General features: G+C 73.3%; 16 protein-coding genes and 1 pseudogene. 14 read left to right on the forward strand and 3 right to left on the reverse strand.

Annotated elements, in window-relative coordinates:
- Positions 1–224: 224 nt before the first annotated feature.
- From Q3Y56_RS26270 to Q3Y56_RS26315, 10 genes are all read left to right on the forward strand, one after another.
- Entirely contained in the window at positions 225–902 is a 678-nt protein-coding gene (locus Q3Y56_RS26270) for a two-component system response regulator (RefSeq protein ID WP_304464280.1), read from the forward strand.
- Between the two features lie 142 nt (positions 903–1,044).
- Positions 1,045–3,819 (forward strand): DNA translocase FtsK, encoded by a 2,775-nt coding sequence (locus Q3Y56_RS26275; RefSeq protein ID WP_304464281.1) that lies wholly within the window; start codon positions 1,045–1,047, stop codon positions 3,817–3,819.
- Positions 3,820–4,030: 211 nt separating this feature from the next.
- Positions 4,031–4,828: a helix-turn-helix domain-containing protein gene (locus tag Q3Y56_RS26280; protein WP_304464282.1), complete on the forward strand. Its 798-nt coding sequence runs from the start codon at positions 4,031–4,033 to the stop codon at positions 4,826–4,828.
- Between the two features lie 64 nt (positions 4,829–4,892).
- Positions 4,893–6,389, forward strand: a complete 1,497-nt coding sequence (rimO, locus tag Q3Y56_RS26285) for a 30S ribosomal protein S12 methylthiotransferase RimO (RefSeq protein ID WP_304464283.1) — start codon at positions 4,893–4,895, stop codon at positions 6,387–6,389.
- Positions 6,386–7,036 carry a CDP-diacylglycerol--glycerol-3-phosphate 3-phosphatidyltransferase gene (gene pgsA / locus Q3Y56_RS26290; RefSeq protein ID WP_304464284.1) on the forward strand — a complete coding sequence of 217 codons (651 nt, stop codon included), beginning with the start codon at positions 6,386–6,388 and terminating at the stop codon, positions 7,034–7,036. Before rimO ends, pgsA begins: the two co-directional genes overlap by 4 nt.
- Positions 7,033–7,581: a CinA family protein gene (locus Q3Y56_RS26295; protein WP_304464285.1), complete on the forward strand. Its 549-nt coding sequence runs from the start codon at positions 7,033–7,035 to the stop codon at positions 7,579–7,581. Before pgsA ends, Q3Y56_RS26295 begins: the two co-directional genes overlap by 4 nt.
- 109 nt (positions 7,582–7,690) lie before the next feature.
- Positions 7,691–8,074: a helix-turn-helix domain-containing protein gene (locus Q3Y56_RS26300; protein WP_304464286.1), complete on the forward strand. Its 384-nt coding sequence runs from the start codon at positions 7,691–7,693 to the stop codon at positions 8,072–8,074.
- Positions 8,075–8,236: 162 nt separating this feature from the next.
- Entirely contained in the window at positions 8,237–8,722 is a 486-nt protein-coding gene (locus Q3Y56_RS26305; protein WP_304464287.1) for a Dps family protein, read from the forward strand.
- Between the two features lie 10 nt (positions 8,723–8,732).
- Entirely contained in the window at positions 8,733–8,972 is a 240-nt protein-coding gene (locus Q3Y56_RS26310) for a hypothetical protein (protein ID WP_304464288.1), read from the forward strand.
- Between the two features lie 137 nt (positions 8,973–9,109).
- Positions 9,110–9,358, forward strand: coding sequence for a hypothetical protein (locus tag Q3Y56_RS26315; protein ID WP_304464289.1), 249 nt, complete (start codon positions 9,110–9,112; stop codon positions 9,356–9,358).
- Here the strand turns inward: Q3Y56_RS26315 and Q3Y56_RS26320 are convergent.
- Together Q3Y56_RS26320 and Q3Y56_RS26325 are read right to left on the reverse strand one after the other, a co-directional pair.
- A complete protein-coding gene (locus tag Q3Y56_RS26320; protein WP_369696804.1) occupies positions 9,332–10,186 on the reverse strand; it encodes a DNA-formamidopyrimidine glycosylase family protein in 855 nt (284 codons plus the stop codon). The genes Q3Y56_RS26315 and Q3Y56_RS26320 overlap by 27 nt on opposite strands.
- Positions 10,187–10,217: 31 nt before the next feature.
- Positions 10,218–14,983, reverse strand: a pseudogene (locus Q3Y56_RS26325) (ATP-dependent helicase).
- An 82-nt stretch (positions 14,984–15,065) separates the two neighbouring features.
- Here Q3Y56_RS26325 and Q3Y56_RS26330 point away from each other — a divergent pair.
- The 3 genes from Q3Y56_RS26330 to Q3Y56_RS26340 all read left to right on the forward strand — a co-directional run bounded on the left by Q3Y56_RS26330 (position 15,066) and on the right by Q3Y56_RS26340 (position 17,091).
- Positions 15,066–15,908, forward strand: a complete 843-nt coding sequence (locus Q3Y56_RS26330) for an AraC family transcriptional regulator (RefSeq protein ID WP_304464291.1) — start codon at positions 15,066–15,068, stop codon at positions 15,906–15,908.
- Between the two features lie 149 nt (positions 15,909–16,057).
- Positions 16,058–16,786, forward strand: a complete 729-nt coding sequence (locus tag Q3Y56_RS26335) for an AzlC family ABC transporter permease (RefSeq protein WP_304465810.1) — start codon at positions 16,058–16,060, stop codon at positions 16,784–16,786.
- Entirely contained in the window at positions 16,783–17,091 is a 309-nt protein-coding gene (locus Q3Y56_RS26340; protein ID WP_304464292.1) for an AzlD domain-containing protein, read from the forward strand. The genes Q3Y56_RS26335 and Q3Y56_RS26340 overlap by 4 nt, the downstream gene beginning before the upstream one ends.
- Before the next feature lie 167 nt (positions 17,092–17,258).
- Here the strand turns inward: Q3Y56_RS26340 and Q3Y56_RS26345 are convergent, their stop codons facing one another.
- Complete coding sequence (locus tag Q3Y56_RS26345; RefSeq protein WP_304464293.1) at positions 17,259–18,191, reverse strand: hypothetical protein; 933 nt, start codon at positions 18,189–18,191, stop codon at positions 17,259–17,261.
- Positions 18,192–18,407: 216 nt separating this feature from the next.
- On the opposite strand from Q3Y56_RS26345, the gene Q3Y56_RS26350 reads away from it, so the two are divergent.
- Positions 18,408–19,190, forward strand: coding sequence for a TetR-like C-terminal domain-containing protein (locus tag Q3Y56_RS26350; RefSeq protein ID WP_304464294.1), 783 nt, complete (start codon positions 18,408–18,410; stop codon positions 19,188–19,190).
- Positions 19,191–19,195: the final 5 nt, after the last annotated feature.

Raw genomic sequence — 19,195 nt, forward strand, 5'->3', positions numbered from 1 at the left:
GTGGGAGTACGGATTTCCGGGAACCTTCTGGACTTCCACCGCGTTTCCGGTACGTGCACAGTGACATCGCGGTGACAGGGTGTGGCGACAGGCGGGGTGCGGCTACGATGACCGGCACAAGGACGGGCGGCGCAAGGGAGTCGTCCCCTGGGGCGGTGCTTGGCGCCTCCCCGAGCTCTTCGAGCAGGGGAGGGCCCATGCCGGGGCGAGGAGGACGGTCGGCCATGGTGCAGAAGGCCAAGATCCTCCTGGTCGATGACCGGCCGGAGAATCTGCTGGCGCTGGAGGCCATTCTCTCCGCGCTCGATCAGACCCTGGTGCGGGCATCGTCAGGGGAGGAAGCGCTCAAGGCGCTGCTCACGGATGACTTCGCGGTGATCCTGCTGGATGTCCAGATGCCGGGTATGGACGGCTTCGAGACGGCCGCGCACATCAAGCGCCGGGAGCGCACCCGCGACATCCCGATCATCTTTCTCACGGCGATCAACCACGGCCCCCACCACACCTTCCGCGGTTACGCGGCAGGCGCGGTGGACTACATCTCCAAGCCTTTCGACCCGTGGGTGCTGCGGGCCAAGGTCTCCGTGTTCGTCGAGCTGTACATGAAGAACTGCAAGCTGCGCGAGCAGGCGGCGCTGCTGCGGCTGCAGTTGGAGAGCGGTCAGCCGGTCGCGGGTGACGGCAAGGAGCCCGCGGGTCTGCTGGCCGAGCTGTCCGCACGGCTCGCCGCCGTGGAGGAGCAGGCTGAGGCGCTGTCCAAGCAGCTCAACGAGACCGCCGACGCGGCCGCGGTGGCCACCGCGGCCCATCTGGAGCGCAAACTCACCGGGCTGCGCCGTGCGCTGGACGCGCTGGAGCCGGGCACCGGCAGCAGCGCCGGACAGGTGCCCTCGCAGAACTGACCGCTGACGGCCCGTCACGCGCCCGTCGGCGTACGGCATGGCCGTCGGCCCCATGAAGGCCGTTGGTCCGGCGGGCGGCCGTGAGGCAGGGAAACGGCAGGCATGCGTGCCCCGTACGGCGGACGCGGGTAACCTCGCCCCCATGGCCTCACGTACGTCCGGCAAGGGTTCCCAGGGCACTGCGGGCACCTCGAAGCAGCGCGCCGGAGGGGCCGCGGGTGCCGCCAAGAAGGCCCCGGCGAAGAAGGCGGCTGCCAAGAAGGCCGCGCCGCCCGCGAAGAAGAAGGCGCCCGCGAAGAAGGCGCCGCCCAAGCCCGCGCCGTCCCCCACCAACGGCGTCTTTCGCGCGGCGCGTGCCGTATGGAGGGGCCTGGCGCGCGCCGTCGGCGCGATGTTCCGGGGCATAGGGCGCGGCGCGAAGGGGCTGGACCCCGCGCATCGCAAGGACGGCGTGGCGCTGCTGCTGCTCGCGCTCGCGCTGATCGTCGCGGTCGGCACCTGGTCCCATCTGCGCGGGCCGGTCGGCGACCTGGTGGAGGTGCTGGTCACCGGCGCGTTCGGCCGCCTCGATCTGCTCGTGCCGATACTGCTCGGCGCGATCGCCACCCGGCTGATCCTCCACCCCGAGCAGCCGGAGGCCAACGGACGGATCGTCATCGGGCTGTCCGCGCTGGTCATCGGGGTCCTCGGGCAGGTGCACGTCGGCTGCGGGGCGCCGCTGCGTAGCGACACCGAGGCCATCCAGGACGCCGGCGGTCTCATCGGCTGGGCGGCGGCGAGCCCGCTGCTGTACGCGATGGGCGCGGTGCTGGCCGTACCGCTGCTGATCCTGCTGACCCTCTTCGGACTGCTCGTGGTCACCGCCACCCCCGTCGCCGCCATCCCGCAGCGGCTGCGCTCGCTGGGCATCCGGCTGGGCCTGCTGCGGGACCACGGTGAGTACCTCGACCCGGTGGACGAGGAGGAGGCCGGGGAGTACGCCGACGAGTGGCGCGAGCAGCCCGCGCGGCGTCAGCGCCGGGCGTCCCGTACCGCCGCGAGCGGCCCCGAGCGGGCCGAGGATGAGGCGCTCGACAAGCGGCGCGGGCAGCGCCGCACCGGTCGCGTGGAGCCTCCCGCAGACCGCCCCATGGACGCCGTGGACGTGGCGGCCGCGGCCGCCGCCGCACTGGACGGCGCCGTCCTGCACGGTGTCCAGCCCTCACCGCTCGTCGCCGGCCTCAGCAGCGGCATCTCCGGCGACCGGGCGGCCGGGGTGCCGGGCGCGCGGCCCGCGGGCGGACCTCAGGGGCCCTCCGACGGGGAGCGGACGGTGACGGCCGTCCCGGAGCACGGGGAAGGGGCCCCGGAGCGCGGAGCGGTCGTCCCGGACCTCACCAAGCCCGCGCCCGAGCCCGCCCAGCCCCTGCCGCCGCGGGCCGAGCAGCTCCAGCTCGCCGGCGACATCACCTACGCCCTGCCCTCGCTGGACCTGCTGGAGCGCGGCGGCCCGGGCAAGTCCCGCAGCGCCGCGAACGACGCGGTCGTCGCCTCGCTGACGAACGTCTTCGCGGAGTTCAAGGTGGACGCCGCCGTCACCGGCTTCACCCGCGGGCCGACGGTCACCCGCTACGAGGTCGAGCTGGGCCCGGCCGTGAAGGTCGAGCGGATCACGGCGCTGACCAAGAACATCGCCTACGCCGTCGCCAGCCCCGATGTGCGGATCATCAGCCCCATCCCGGGCAAGTCCGCGGTCGGCATCGAGATCCCCAACAGCGACCGCGAGATGGTCAACCTGGGGGACGTGCTGCGGTCCGCGGAATCCGTCGGCGACGACCATCCGCTGCTCGTGGGTCTGGGCAAGGACGTCGAGGGCGGCTATGTCTCGGCGAACCTGGCGAAGATGCCGCACGTGCTGGTGGCCGGCGCCACCGGCTCCGGAAAGTCGTCCTGCATCAACTGCCTGATCACCTCCGTCATGGCCCGCGCGACACCGGACGACGTACGGATGGTGCTGGTCGACCCCAAGCGCGTCGAGCTGACCGCGTACGAGGGCATCCCGCACCTGATCACGCCGATCATCACCAATCCCAAGCGCGCCGCCGAGGCCCTCCAGTGGGTCGTACGGGAGATGGACCTGCGCTACGACGACCTGGCGGCGTTCGGGTTCCGGCACATCGACGACTTCAACGCCGCCGTCCGCGGGGGCAAGGTCAAGCTGCCCGAAGGCAGCGAGCGCGAGCTGCGGCCGTACCCGTACCTGCTGGTCATCGTGGACGAGCTGGCGGACCTGATGATGGTGGCCCCGCGCGACGTGGAGGACTCGATCGTCCGTATCACCCAGCTGGCCCGCGCGGCGGGCATCCACCTGGTGCTCGCCACCCAGCGGCCGTCGGTGGACGTGGTGACCGGTCTGATCAAGGCGAACGTGCCGTCCCGGCTCGCCTTCGCCACCTCCTCCCTCGCCGACAGCCGGGTGATCCTCGACCAGGCGGGCGCCGAGAAGCTGATCGGGAAGGGCGACAGCCTCTTCCTGCCGATGGGCGCGAACAAGCCGGTCCGCATGCAGGGCGCGTTCGTCACCGAGGCGGAGGTCGCCGCGGTCGTCGAGCACTGCAAGAACCAGATGACGCCGGTCTTCCGGGACGACGTGACGGTCGGGACGGCGAAGAAGAAGGAGATCGACGAGGAGATCGGCGACGACCTGGACCTCCTCTGCCAGGCCGCCGAGCTGGTGGTCTCCACCCAGTTCGGCTCGACCTCGATGCTCCAGCGCAAGCTGCGGGTGGGCTTCGCCAAGGCCGGGCGGCTGATGGACCTGATGGAGTCCCGCGGGATCGTCGGTCCCAGCGAGGGCTCCAAGGCCCGGGACGTTTTGGTAAAACCGGATGAATTGGATGGCGTGATCGCTGTGATCCGCGGGGAGGCTCACCCGTAGCGCAGGGGAGACTCACCCGTAAGGGAACCGCGGGCAACCGTTTCCTCTGCTGATACGTCAAGTTGAGGGAGGTGACGGACCGGTGTCCCACCATCGGTGTCGTACGGCACTCCTGATGGCGGACAAAGACCGGCCTCCCGCTTGCCCGACCCTTTCGTCCCACCCCTAGACTGAACCTCCAGCAGGTGGCTCACGCTCGAAAGGCGCCCCCGTGTCCATCGGCAACTCCTCCGAAGACGACCGCCCTTCCGTCGGTCGCGCCCTCCAGCAGGCCCGCATCCAGGCCGGACTGACCGTCGATGAGGTCAGCGGCATCACCCGGGTGCGCGTACCCATCGTGCACGGGATCGAGCAGGACGACTTCTCGCGTTGCGGCGGCGACGTCTACGCGCGCGGGCACGTCCGGTCACTGGCGCGGGCCGTCGGCCTCGACCCGGCCGCGCTGATCGCCCAGTACGACGCCGAGCACGGCGGACGGCCGGAGCCCACCCCGCCGGCGCCGCTGTTCGAGGCCGAACGCATCCGGCCCGAGCCCCGCCGCCCGAACTGGACCGCCGCGATGGTCGCGGCCATCGTCGCCGTCGTCGGCTTCGTCGGCTTCACCCTCTTCACCGGTGGCAACGAGGACGGCGGCTCGACGGTCGCCGAGGAGACCCCGCCGTCGAAGCCGGCCGCCGACCCGGCCACCCGCAAGCCCGCCGACCCCAAGCCCGAGCCGTCGACCAGCGCCATCGCGGGCGTCCCGGCCAACAAGGTCACGGTTCAGCTGACCGCCGAGAACGGCCAGAGCTGGATCTCCGCGCAGGACCACAACGGGCGCCTGATCCACGAGGGCGTCCTCCGCCAGGGCGACTCCAAGACCTTCACCGACAGTAAGCGGATCGACCTGGTCCTGGGCAACGCCGGGGCCGTCCAGCTCTTCGTGAACGGCAAGGAAGTCAAGGAGGTCGGGGCCGACGGGCAGGTCCAGCGGCTGAGCTACACCAAGGGAGACCCGGAGGTCGGCTGAGTTCCTTATCGAACGGTCAGCCCTGGGAGCCGGAGGCACGTCCGGGACAAAGTAGTCTGAGCGTATGCCCGAACGCCGTACCGTCGCCCTTGTCACGCTTGGCTGCGCCCGTAATGAGGTGGACTCGGAGGAGCTGGCAGGCCGCTTGGCAGCGGACGGCTGGGAGCTCGTCGAGGAAGCCGCCGACGCGGATGTCGCCGTCGTCAACACCTGCGGCTTCGTCGAAGCCGCCAAGAAGGACTCGGTCGATGCCCTGCTGGAGGCCAACGACCTCAAGGACCATGGCAGGACCCAGGCCGTCGTAGCGGTCGGCTGCATGGCCGAGCGGTACGGCAAGGAGCTGGCCGAAGCGCTGCCCGAGGCCGACGGCGTGCTCGGGTTCGACGACTACGCCGACATCTCCGACCGGCTGCAGACCATCCTCTCGGGCGGCATCCACGCCGCCCACACCCCGCGCGACCGGCGCAAGCTGCTGCCGATCAGCCCGGCGGAGCGGCAAGGCGCCTCCGGCGTGGCGCTGCCGGGCCACGGTGACGCCGACGCGCTGGCCTCAGCCCCCGAAGACCTGCCCGAGGGCCTGGCCCCGGCGTCCGGCCCGCGAGCCCCGCTGCGCCGCCGGCTGGACGCCGGCCCGGTCGCCTCGGTCAAGCTGGCCTCCGGCTGCGACCGGCGGTGCTCCTTCTGCGCCATCCCGTCCTTCCGCGGCTCCTTCATCTCGCGCCGTCCCTCCGACGTACTCGGCGAGACGCGCTGGCTCGCCGAGGAGGGCGTGAAGGAGATCATGCTGGTCTCCGAGAACAACACCTCCTACGGCAAGGACCTGGGCGACATCCGCCTGCTGGAGACGCTGCTGCCGGAGCTGGCGGCCGTGGACGGCATCGAGCGCATCCGGGTCAGCTACCTCCAGCCCGCCGAGATGCGCCCCGGCCTCATCGACGTGCTCACCTCCACCGAGAAGGTCGCGCCGTACTTCGACCTGTCCTTCCAGCACTCGGCGCCCGCGGTGCTGCGCGCCATGCGCCGCTTCGGCGACACCGACCGCTTCCTGGAACTGCTCGACACGATCAGGGCCAAGGCCCCGCAGGCGGGCGCCCGCTCCAACTTCATCGTCGGCTTCCCCGGGGAGACCGAGGCGGACCTGGCCGAGCTGGAGCGCTTCATCAGCAACGCCAGACTCGACGCCATCGGCGTCTTCGGCTACTCCGACGAGGACGGCACCGAGGCCGCAGGCTACGACGGCAAGCTGGACCCCGACGTGGTCGCGGAGCGGCTGGCCCACATCTCCCGGCTCGCCGAGGAGCTGACCGCGCAGCGCGCCGAGGAGCGCCTCGGGGAGACCGTCGAGGTGCTCGTCGACCGGATCGACGAGGAGGACGGGCCGGTCGGCCGGGGCGCCCACCAGGCGCCCGAGACCGACGGCCAGACCGTGCTGACCGGCGGCGCGGGCCTGGAGTCCGGACGTATGGTCGTGGCGAAGGTGGTCGCGACCGAGGGCGTGGACCTCATCGCCGAGCCGCTGCCGCTCGATGGCAGCACATGTACCGAGGAGGCGGGGAGATGACCCAGGTGCCGGCCTCCGCCGCGGGAGGCGCCCGCCCGGCGGCCGTGTCCGTGCGCGCGGTGCGGTTGTGGAACATCGCCAACATCCTCACCATGGTGCGGCTGCTCCTGGTGCCCGGATTCGTGTTGTTGATGTTGGCGGACGGCGGCTACAACCCGGCCTGGCGTGCCCTGGCCTGGGCGGCCTTCGCCGTCGCCATGATCACCGACCTCTTCGACGGGCATCTGGCGCGCCGGTACAACCTGGTCACCGACTTCGGCAAGATCGCCGACCCGATCGCGGACAAGGCGATCATGGGCGCCGCGCTGGTCTGCCTCTCCGCCCTCGGCGACCTGCCCTGGTGGGTGACGGGCGTGATCCTCTTCCGGGAGATCGGCATCACGCTGATGCGCTTCTGGGTGATCAAACACGGGGTCATCCCCGCCAGCCGGGGCGGGAAGATGAAGACGCTGGCCCAGGGCACGGCCGTCGGGATGTACATCCTGGCGCTCACGGGGCCGCTCGCCACCCTGCGCTTCTGGGTGATGGCGGTCGCCGTGGCGTTGACGGTCGCCACCGGGCTGGACTACGTACGCCAGGCCGTCACGCTGCGGCGTGCCGGGCTCGCCGCGGAGCGCGAGCGCGCGGGCCGGGAAGCGGTGCGGTGACCGCGGCTCCGTCACCCGGCGACCCCGGCGCGGCCCCTGGCCCGGCCGCCCGGGCCCTGGCGCTGCTGGACCGGCGCGGAGAGACCGTGGCGGTCGCGGAATCGCTCACCGGCGGCCTGGTGGCCGCCGAGCTGACCGCGGTCCCCGGCGCCTCCCGGTCCTTCCGCGGCTCGGTGACGGCGTACGCGACCGAGCTCAAGCGCGCCGTGCTGGGCGTGGACGGGGCCCTGCTGGACGCGCGGGGCGCGGTCGACGGCGAGGTCGCCCGGCAGATGGCGCAGGGAGTGCGGCGGGTGCTGGGCGCGGACTGGGGCGTCGCCACGACCGGCGTCGCCGGGCCCACGCCGCAGGACGGCCGGCCCGTCGGCACGGTCTACGCGGCGGTCGAGGGGCCGGACGGCGCGGGCTCGGTGGCCGCGCTGCGGCTGGACGGGGACCGCGCGGCCATCCGCGCACAGACCGTCCAGGCGGCCCTGGAACTCCTGTTCGGCGAACTGATCGAAAATGCAAGGGCACAGGATACGGAACAACACGGGGGGATTTGATGTTTGCAGCCCTGAGTGAACACGTCATCGCTCCCCGCACGGGCGGAGCCGAAGGCGGTACGGTGGGGCATGAAGGATCCGGATCCGAGGTCCGAGGAGGGAGCCAGCGATGATTCTGCTCCGTCGCCTGCTGGGTGACGTGCTGCGCCGGCAGCGCCAGCGCCAGGGCCGTACTCTGCGCGAGGTCTCCTCCTCCGCCCGGGTGTCCCTCGGCTATCTGTCCGAGGTCGAACGGGGCCAGAAGGAGGCCTCGTCCGAGCTGCTCGCCGCGATCTGCGACGCCCTGGATGTACGGATGTCCCAGGTCATGCGGGAAGTGAGCGACGAACTGTCGCTCGCCGAGCTGGCGGAGTCGGCCGCGGCCAGCGAGTCGGTACCGGCGCCCATGCGACCCATGCTCAATTCGGTGACCGTGACGTCCGTGACGGGCGTTCCGGAAGAGCGGGTGACCATCAAGGCGCCCGCGGAGGCCGTGGACGTCGTCGCGGCCTGACCTTCCGCCGAAACCTCACAAGCTTCTCCGAGCCCCGGCCGGTGCCCTGACGCACCGGCCGGGGCTCGATCCGTACGTAGGCCGGTTCAGCGGGTCTGTGCCATGGTGGATGAAGGACGAAAGTGAAAAAAGAGGTCTATCTGGTCGAACAGGAGGATGTTGATGTCCACCCTGAAGAGCCCTCTGTCGGATGAGAACCGCAGGACCGTGGGCGAAGCGTTGCAGGGCGCACTCGTCGATCTGGTGGACCTCTCGCTTGTGGCCAAGCAGGTGCACTGGACGGTGGTCGGCCCGCGCTTCCGCTCCGTGCACCTCCAGCTCGACGAGGTGGTGGGCACCGCCCGGCAGCACATGGACATCGTGGCGGAGCGCGCCTCGGCGATCGGCGTCGCCCCCGACGGGCGTGCCGGAACCGTCTCCAAGACCAGCGGCATCGACTCCGTCAGGGAGGGCTGGTGCGACGACACCGAGGCGGTACGGACGCTGATCGCCGCCTTGCAGGCCATCATCCGGCGCATGCGTGAGCGCATCGACGTGACCGCCGAACCCGACCCGGTCACCCAGGACATCATCATCGGCCTCACTCGCGACCTGGAGAAGCATCACTGGATGTTCCAGGCGGAGAATGTGAGTGGCCCTCAGGGCTAGGGCCTGTCAGATGACCGAGACCGAGAGTCCACGGAGCACGCCACCGGCGATCGTCGTGCTGGGGGTCCAGCGCGGCGACCCGCCGTACCGCCTGGTGGAGGCCGCGGGCGAGTTCGTCGGCAGGGCGCATTCCGTGGTGGACGTCATCGAGATCGCCCACCGGCTGGGTCTGAAGCACGTGGACCTCGACGACCCGGACACCGTCCGATGGGTGGGCGGCGACAAGTACACCTGGGTGCCGTGGCGCTGATGGCCGGTCGGCCGGTTCCGGGCGATGCGCTCTGCGTCCGCACCGAACGGTGAATGCGGCGTACGCCGGGGTGGGCAGACTCTGGGAAGCACCAGGGCCGCGACCGTCCGGCGCGCCCTCGGCCGGAGGAGGGAGCCATGGCAGCCGTCGGAGGGGGTGGCGCCCGGCGCGGCCGGGCGGCCCGGTGGATATGCGCGCTCGCGGCCGGTGCCGTCTGGTGGTGGGCGGCGGTGCGACTGGCCGTCCAGCCGGGGCGTACCGGACCGGTCGAAGGGCTGATCGCCGCCGGCGGATGGGGCCTGAGCCTGCTGCCGGTGCACTGCGTCCCCAGGTCAGGGTCCGGTTCCAGGCGTGGGCCCTCAGGGGGCGGTACGGGCCGGGGCTGACGGGGCGTCGAGCGGTCGTGGGCCGGGCTGGCAGCCGGGGCACCAGAAGGTCACGCGTTCCCCGCCCGCGGCGGTGCCGCCCCCGGGGCTCTCCTCCGTGGCCCGGATCGGGGTGCCGCAGCGCCGGCAGGGACGGCCCGCGCGCCCGTACACCCACAACCTGCGGTCCGCTCGGGAGTCGCCGGTGGTGACGCGGGCGGCGCGGTCCTTGTTGGCCTCCAGCAGCTTCCTGGCCCAGGCAGCCGCCCGCTCGGGCCGCGGCAGCTCGCCCACCGGCAGCCAGGGCGGGACCCGCAGCAGGAAGCACAGCTCGCACTTGTACACGTTGCCGATCCCGGCCAGATTGCGCTGGTCCAGCAGGGCCTCGCCGAGCGGACGGGAGGGGTCGGCCAGCAGCCGGCGCACGGCCTCGTCCGGGTCCCAGTCGGGGCCGAGGAGATCGGGGCCGAGATGCCCCACCACACGGTCCTCGTCCGCGGTGCGCAGGAGGTCCAGCACCGGCAGCCGGTAGCCGACGGCGGTGCGCTCGGCGGTGCCCAGGATGGCGCGGATCTGATGCCCCGGCCCGCCGCGCCATCGCTCACCGGCGCCGTAGACGTGCCACGCGCCGTCCATCCGCAGGTGGGAGTGGAGGGTGAGCCCGCCCTCGACACGCGTCAGGAGATGCTTGCCGCGCGAGGCGACCTCGGTGACCAGCCGACCGGTGAGGTCGGCGGTCGCCAGGCGGGGGACGCGCAGGTCGCAGCGGACGAGGCGGTCGCCCGCGAGCGCCTGGTGGAGGCGGCGCGCCGTCTGCCACACGGTGTCTCCTTCGGGCATGGACACCATGATGCCGCCAGGGGACGCGGGACGGGACGGCTCATGTGCCGCGCAGCCGCAGCCCGCGCGGCGTCGCGTGGAAGCCCGCCTCCTCCAGCACCCGGCCCACGGGGGAGGACAGGGCCGGAGAGCCGTTGATCCGCTCCACGGTGACCGTGCCGAGGGTGCCCGCGCGGGCGGCAGCGGCCAGTACCTCCACCGCCGTACGCAGGCGTATGTCGTCGGATGGGGACTCCTCCTCGGCCGGGCCCGCGGGCCAGGCCAGCAGGGTCTTGCCGCCGCGCTCCATGTACAGCGTGAGGTCGCCGTCGACCAGGGCGACCAGCGAGCCCGCCTTCCGGCCCGGCTTGTGCCCGGCTCCGGCGGGGGCTCCGGCCAGGGCAGCGCGGCTCCGTAGGCGTTGGCCGGGTCGGCGGCGGCCAGGAGCACGGCCCGCTCGGGGCCCCGCGGCACCGGGGCCGCCCCGAACGGGGACCCTCCCCTGGGGGCACCCCCAGCGTTGGCTGGGGGAGGTAGCTGGGGGGCTTCGGCATGGGAGGTGCCCCCAGCCGCCGCCAGGCCCGCGGTCCGCTCGCGGGCGGCGCTGACCGCGCGCAACCGGTCCACCGCGCCGTCCATGGCGAACTGGGCCGCGCCCAGCCCCTCGACCACGTAGCCCCGGCGGGCCTGGCCGGTCTCCTCGAACGCCGACAGCACCCGGTACGCGGCGGAGAAGCCGCCCTCGACGCCTTCGGCCGCCACGGCACCGCGGGTGACGACGCCATGGCGGTCCAGCAGCGTACGGGCCAGGGCGTGGGCGCGGTGCGTGGCGTCCGGCTCCCGCTCCGGCAGCAGGGACCAGCGCCCGGCGACCGTCGGCGGTCCGCCGCGGGAGGCGGGGGGCCGGCCGGGGACCGCGGCGCGGCCGGTGAACGTGCCGTACCGGCCGCGCGGGACGGTGCGCCGGGCGCGGTGGGCGGTGGCTCCCGCCGTACGGCCCGAGCCGAGGAGCGCGCGCAGTGGCGCCAGGGTGTCGTTGGTCAGCCGTCCGGACCAGGCCAGGTCCCACACGGCGTCGGCCAGCTGGGGATCGGTGCAGTCCGGGAGCGCGGCGCGGACCTGGTCGGCGATCTGGCGGAAGAACAGTCCGTACCCCCCGGAGAGGGCGTCCAGCACGGCCTGGTGCAGCGGGCTCGCCTCCAGCGCGTGCGGGGGGTGCAGCAGCAGGGGGGCGGCCTCGGCCAGGTGGAGGGAGACCCAGCCGTCCTTGCCGGGCAGCGCCCCGGCCCCGGCCCAGACCACCTCGCCCGCGGCGGTGAGCTCGTCCAGCATCGTCGGGCTGTAGTCGACGACGCGGGACGGCAGGACCAGCTTCTCCAGGGCCGAGGCGGGGACCGGGGCGCCCTGGAGCTGCTCGATGGCGCGCACCAAGCCGTCGATGCCGCGCAGACTGCTCGTGCCCAGGTGCTGCCACTGCGGGAGGAAGGCGGCGAGCGCGGCGGGCGGCACCGGCTCCAGCTCCTGGCGCAGCGCGGCCAGCGAGCGGCGGCGCAGTCGGCGCAGCACCGCCGCGTCGCACCACTCCTGCCCGATGCCCGCCGGATGGAACTCGCCCAGGAGCACCCTGCCGTCGGCGGCGAGGCGGTGCAGCACGCCGTCGGCGACGGCCTCGCCGAGACCGAACCGGGCGGCCGCCCGGGCGGAGGTGAAGGGGCCGTGCGTCCGCGCGAACCGGGCGAGCAGGTCGCCGAGGGGGTCCTTGACGGGTTCGGTGAACGCCTCCGGAACTCCCACGGGCAGCGCGGTGCCCAGCGCGTCCCGGAGGCGGCCCGCGTCCTCGACAGCGGCCCAGTGGTCCCGGCCGGCGATCCGGACCCGGATCGCCCGGCGGGCGGCCGCCAGGTCCTCGACCCACGACGGGTCGGCGCCGCGCTCGGCCAGCTCGTCGGCGGTGAGCGGGCCGAGCAGCCGCAGCAGGTCGGCGACGCTCTCGCGGTCCTTGGCCCGCCGGTCCTCGGTGAGCCACTGCAGCTCCCGCTCCAGCTCGGCCAGCACGTCGGCGTCGAGCAGCTCGCGCAGCTCCGCCTGGCCCAGCAGCTCGGCCAGCAGCCGCGAGTCCAGGGAGAGCGCCGCGGCGCGCCGCTCGGCCAGCGGCGAGTCGCCTTCGTACAGGAACTGCGCCACATAGCCGAAGAGCAGCGAGCGGGCGAACGGCGACGGCTCGGGGGTCGTCACCTCGACCAGCCGCACCCGGCGGGCCTCGATGTCCCCCATCAGCTCGACGAGGCCCGGCACGTCGAACACGTCCTGGAGGCATTCCCGGACGGCTTCGAGCACGATCGGGAACGACCCGAACTCGCTCGCCACCTGCAGCAGCTGCGCCGCGCGCTGGCGCTGCTGCCACAGCGGGGTGCGCTTGCCGGGATCGCGCCGGGGGAGCAGCAGGGCGCGGGCGGCGCACTCCCGGAACCGGGCGGCGAACAGCGCCGAGCCGCCCACCTGGTCGGTGACGATCTGGTCGACCTCGCCTTTGTCGAACGCGACGTCGGCCGCCCCGACGGGGGACTGTTCGGTGTCGTACTCCCGGCCGCGGGCGGCGGGATCGTCGTCCAGGAAGTCCAGTCCCATCACGTCTGCGTCCGGCAGCCGCAGCACGATGCCGTCGTCCGCGTGCATCACCTGGGCGTCCATGCCGTACCGCTCGGTGAGGCGGGCGCCGAGGGCCAGCGCCCACGGCGCGTGCACCTGGGCGCCGAACGGCGAGTGGACGACCACGCGCCAGTCGCCCAGCTCGTCCCGGAACCGCTCGACCACGATCGTCCGGTCGTCCGGGACATGACCGCACGCCTGCTTCTGCTCCGCGAGGTACCCGAGCACATTGTCGGCCGCCCAGGCGTCCAGGCCGGCCGAGGCCAGCCGCTCCCGGGCGGCCTCCGGGGCCATCCCGCCGATCTCGCGGAGGAACGCGCCCAGCGCACGGCCCAGTTCGAGCGGGCGGCCGAGCTGGTCGCCCTTCCAGAACGGCAGTCGCCCGGGAACCCCGGGCGCGGGGGTGACCAGCACCCGGTCGCGCGTGATGTTCTCGATGCGCCAGGAGGTCGTGCCGAGGGTGAAGACGTCCCCGACACGCGACTCGTAGACCATCTCCTCGTCCAGCTCACCGACCCTCCCGCCGCCCCGCTTGGGGTCGGCACCGGCGAGGAAGACGCCGAACAGGCCGCGGTCGGGGATGGTGCCGCCGGAGGTGACGGCGAGCCGCTGCGCGCCCGGCCGCCCGGTGACCGTCCCCGCGACCCGGTCCCACACCAGGCGCGGCCGCAGCTCCGCGAACGCGTCCGACGGATAGCGGCCCGCGAGCATGTCGAGCACCGCGGTGAAGGCCGATTCGGGAAGGGCGGCGAAGGGCGCCGCGCGCCGCACCAGGGCCAGCAGCTCGTCCACGTCCCAGGTGTCCATCGCCGTCATGGCGACCAGCTGCTGGGCGAGCACGTCCAGCGGGTTCGCGGGGACCCGCAGCGACTCGATGGCGCCGGCGCGCATCCGCTCGGTGACCACCGCGGACTGCACCAGGTCGCCGCGGTACTTGGGGAAGACGACCCCGGTGGACACCGCGCCCACCTGGTGCCCGGCGCGGCCCACCCGCTGGAGGCCGGAGGCCACCGACGGCGGCGACTCGACCTGGACGACGAGGTCGACCGCCCCCATGTCGATGCCCAGCTCCAGGCTGGAGGTGGCGACGACCGCCGGCAGCCGGCCCGCCTTGAGGTCCTCCTCGACCTGCGCCCGCTGCTCCTTGGAGACCGACCCGTGGTGGGCGCGGGCGAGCAGCGCCGGGGCGCCCCTGGCGGCTCCCGACTCGGCCATCAGCTCGGCGGGGGAGTGGTCCTCCGGCAGGGGTTCGCCGGTGGTGCGCTCGTACGCGATCTCGTTGAGCCGGTTGCACAGCCGCTCCGCCAGGCGGCGCGAGTTGGCGAAGACGATGGTGGAGCGGTGCGCCTGCACCAGGTCCGCGATGCGCTCCTCCACATGCGGCCAGATCGACGGCTTCTCGCCCGTGTCGCCGTCCTGGACGGGGGACCCGCCCAACTCGCCGAGGTCCTCCACCGGCACGACCACGGAGAGGTCGAACTCCTTGCCGGACGGCGGCTGGACGATCTCCACCTTGCGGCGCGGCGACAGGAAGCGCGCCACCTCGTCCACCGGCCGCACGGTCGCCGACAGGCCGATCCGCCGGGCCGGGGCCGCCAGCATCTCGTCCAGCCGCTCCAGGGTCAGCGCGAGATGCGCGCCGCGCTTGGTCCCGGCGACGGCGTGCACCTCGTCGAGGATCACCGTCTCCACCCCGCTGAGCGCCTCCCGCGCCGCGGAGGTGAGCATCAGGAACAGCGACTCGGGCGTGGTGATCAGGATGTCCGGCGGGCGCGTGGCGATGGCACGCCGCTCGGCCGCCGGGGTGTCGCCCGAGCGGATGGCGACCCTGACCTCCGGCTCGGGCAGGCCGAGCCGCACCGCTTCGTGCCGGATGCCGGTGAGCGGGCTGCGCAGATTGCGCTCCACGTCCACCGCCAGGGCCTTGAGCGGAGACACGTACAGCACACGGCACCGCTTGCGGGCCTCGGCGGGCGGCGGAGCGCTCGCCAGCCGGTCCAGGGCCGCCAGGAACGCGGCCAGGGTCTTGCCCGAGCCGGTCGGCGCCACCACCAGCACGTCCGAGCCCTGGCCGATCGCCCGCCACGCCCCTTCCTGCGCGGCCGTGGGCGCACGGAAGGCTCCGGTGAACCACCCGCGGGTGGCGGGGGAGAAGTCGCTGAGCGCCGACGTGACCATGCCCCCAATCGTGCACCGCACCACTGACAACCGCCCCCACCCGCAGGTCAGCGCCGTGCGGACGGGGCGCAGAATGGGGGTCATGGGCAGCAGCGGGGAGAGCGCACGGCACTGGCAGCACCCCGAGCTGCCGGGGGTCGACCTGCTGCGGGCCCGGTACATCCGCAAGGCATTCGTGCCGCACACCCACGACACCTTCGTCATCGCGGCGATCACGCACGGCATCGAGGAGTTCCGGCACGCGGGCGACATGGAGCGCGTCGGATCCGGCGGGGTGGCGCTGCTCAACCCGGACGTGCCGCACACCGGGCACGCCGGTGTGCCGGAGGGGTGGCGGTACCAGGTGCTCTACCCGGCGCCCGAGCTGGTGGCGGACATCGCGGCGGAGACCTCGGCGATCCGCGGCACTGCCGGATTCCGTGAGGTCGTGATCGAGGCCGATCGGCGCAGCCACCGCCTGGTCACCGAGGTGCACCGGGCGGCGGAGGAGGGCAACGCGCTGGCCGCCGACAGCCTGCTGCGGATCGCCGTCGCCCGGGTGTTGCGGCTGTACGGCGCGCCGCTCGCGCCGCGCACGGTGCCCGGCGCCGGCGCGCGCAACGCCGTACGCGCCCGGGCCCTGCTGGAGGAGCGCATGGCCGACCCGCCGTCGCTGAGCACGCTCGCCGCCGAACTGGGCACCAGCCCCTTCTCGCTGCTGCGCGCGTTCCGGGACACCTATGGGATGCCGCCGCACACGTGGCTCACCGATGCCCGGGTGCGGCGCGCCCGCCGCCTGTTGGACGCGGGCACACCGCCCGCACAGGCCGCCGTCGCCGTCGGCTTCACCGACCAGCCGCACCTGAACCGGCACTTCTCCCGCATCGTCGGGGTGCCGCCGGGCGCCTACCGGCGCGAGCGCAAGAACGTACAAGACCGGGGCTGACCGCGCCTCTTAGCGTGCGGGGCGTGGCAGAACCAGCAAAACCAAGAGCGACAGACATATCCCTCGACTCTCCCAACTCCCTCGATTCCCTCGGCTCCCTCGATTCCCTTGGCTCTCCCGCCGGCCGTCCAGCGGCGGACCGGGCCGTCATCCGTGACGCACTGGGCGTCGGCGTCGCCGTCGGACTCTCCGGCTTCGCCTTCGGTGTGACCTCCGCCGACGCCGGGCTCGACGTGCTCCAGACCTGCGCGCTCAGCCTGTTCGTCTTCACCGGCGCCTCCCAGTTCGCCCTGGTCAGCGCGGTGGCCGCGGGCGGGACCCCGCTGACCGCCGCCGCCGGGGCGTTCTTCCTGGGGGTCCGCAACGCCTTCTACGGGATGCGGCTGTCCGGGATCCTGCGGCTTCCCCGCGCCGTGCGGCCGCTCGCCGCCCACTGGGTCATCGACGAGACGGCCGCCGTCGCCTTCGCCCAGCGTGACCGGCGCTCGGCGCGGCTCGGTTTCACCGTCACAGGGGCGACGCTTTTCGTATTGTGGAATCTCACCACCCTCGTCGGCGCCCTCGGCGCCTCCGCGCTCGGCGACACCGACGCCTGGGGGCTGGACGCCGCCGGGCCCGCGGTCTTCCTCGCCCTGCTCGCGCCGAAACTCCAGCACGGTACGGAGCGGGCGGTCGCCGCGCTCGGTGTGCTGCTCGTCCTGGCGTGTGTGCCCGTGCTGCCCGCCGGAGTGCCGGTCCTCGTGGCCGCCCTCGCCGCACCCCTGGTCCTCGCCGTGCACGGACGTACCGGCGGCCCGAGCGCGGAGACGCAGGCCCGGGAGATCGGCGCGGAGAAAGCGGATGCGGAGACAGCGGAGATCGGGGAGGGAACCCGTTGAACACCTGGATCGCCATCGCGGCGACCGCGCTCGGCTGCTACCTGGTCAAGCTGCTGGGGCTGTCGGTGCCCGCCGGGGTGCTGGAGCGCCCGGCCGTCAAACGGCTGGCCGCACTGGTGCCGGTCGCGCTGCTGGCCGCCCTCACCGCGCAGCAGACCTTCAGCGACGCGCACACCTTGGTGATCGACGCCCGCGCCGCCGGGGTCGGCGCCGCCGCGCTCGCCCTGCTGCTGCGCGCGCCCTTCCTGGTGGTGGTGGGAGCGGCCGTGGCGGTGGCCGCGGCCGTCCGAGCGCTGACCGGCTAGCGCCGGCAGGGCCCGCCTCACCCGAGAGGCGGGCCCCCACGCGCGCGGGACCGCGCCCGACGTGCCCGTGAAGCGCCAGCTCGCCGACGGCGGGCCCCACGCGCGCGGGACCGCGAGGCGGGCATAGTGGTCGTCGCGACCGCGGGCCCCGCGCGCGTGACCGCGATTCAGGCGATCTCCCGCCCGTGCGCGCGCAGCGTCAGCAGAGCCTCGATGGTCACGATCGGCCGCGACTCCAGCGCCGTACCCGGGGCCCACGCGCGCCAGCGGATCGGCCAGCCGCCGTCCGTCTCCTGCGCCGCCGCCAGGAGGTCCAGGGAGCGTTCCATCTCGGCGTCGGTGAACCACCGGCGGCCGAGCGAGTCCGGGGTGCGCGCGAAGTCGTACGCGTAGTGGTACTCGCCCGGCGCGTAGCCCTCCGGCAGCGGATGGTCGGCCGCGCGGTCCGGATCCAGCACCACCAGGCGCTGCTCGCGCACGCTTCGGCCGAGCCGCTCGGCCAGCACCTCCGCGCGCGGGCGGTCCGGCGCCCCGTCCAGGAACGCGACCGCCGCCTGCACCTCGTACGGATGGGTCCGTGCGCCGTCCGCCAGCGCCCCGACCGCCGCCCAGCAGAAGTCCGTGGCGCGGAAGAGCCACGCGTGCCACACCTCGTTGCCGTGCAGCAGGCCCACCACCGGACCGGTGGCCAGCAGCGCGCTCGGCGGATGGTCGCGTACCGGGATCCAGGGGGCCGCCGGATAGCCGCGCAACGACGGGTGCACCGCCGGCAGCGCGCCGTCCGGCGTGGAGACCCGCGTCAGATAGCGGCAGATCCGCTCCACACGCTGACCGCCGCACCGGCCGATCGAGTCCAGCACGCGCAGCCCCTGCGCGGTGTGCAGCGGCTGGCTCACCGGTCCCCGCAGATCCGGCTCCAGCGCGTGGCCGAAACCGCCGTCCGCCCGCTCGTACGCGGCGAGTGCGGCCTCGACCGGATCGGCGCCGCCGTTCAGGAAGTGGAACGCGAATCGGTGCTGCTCCAGGACGCGGGCGGTCAGCCATACGAACTGCTCGGCGCGGGCACAAGGAGCCAGGGACGCTGCTTCGGTACGGTCCATGCTCCGACCGTAGGCCGGAACGCGCCGCAGGGGAGCGGCTCACGCTCAGCAGCACTCTCAGGGGCGGGGTGCTGGTCGCACGCGGTTGACGGCGGCCGTCGTCCGGCGCGTCCCACGTCCCGGAACCGATGGGGTGTGGCCGGATCACAGCGCATGGTCGAGGCGCTCGGGCGACCGCGCCGATGGCCCTCGCAACCGGCAAGTTACGGTTCGGTCATGGATGTTTCCGGAGCAAGCGCCGCTGATGAGAACACCCGGCCGCCGGTGGTCATCAAGGCCACCGCGCGCCAACTGCTGGTGAAACTGGGCGCCGCAGGGCTGTCCCTGGACGCCGTCGCCCGTGACAGCGGCCTTGCCGTCGCCGACGTGGAAGCCGTCTTCCCGCACCGGGACGACCTGTTGACCGCGCTGGTCATCGACGCCTACAACGAGTCCGGCGCCGCGATGGAGCAGGCCGATCAGGCCGCCAGGGACGCCGGCGCGTCGGCGGGCGCGCGGTTCCTCGCGGTGACCCGCGCACTGCGGCAGTGGTCCTTCGACAACCCCGCCGAGTTCACGCTCATCTACGGCTCGCCCGTTCCGGACTACCACGCCCCGCAGGACACGGTCCCGCCCGCCTCGCGCACCCCCGCGGTGCTGGCCGGCATTGTGCGGTCGGCGCTGGAGGCCGGTGAACTCACCCCGCCCCGGCGGGTGGTGCCCGGGCCGCCGCTGCTCCTGCCGGAGGCCGTGCAGCTCTTCGGCGGCGTGCCCGAGGCTCCGTTCTCGGACATCATCGAGCGCGGCATCGTGCTGTGGAGCAGTCTGGTCGGCCTCCTGGTGTTCCAGGTCTTCAGCCGCACCCACGACAGCGTCCGGGACGAGTCCGCGTTCTTCGACTACGCCATCGCCGTGGCGGCCGAGGGTATCGGACTCGTGGTGCCCTTGGGCGAGAACGCCGACCAGGGCGAGAACGCCGACCAGGGCGAGAACGCCGACCAGGGCGAGAACGCCGACTAGACCGT

Source organism: Streptomyces sp. XD-27 (genome assembly GCF_030553055.1).
In the GTDB taxonomy this organism is placed as follows: Bacteria; Actinomycetota; Actinomycetes; order Streptomycetales; family Streptomycetaceae; genus Streptomyces.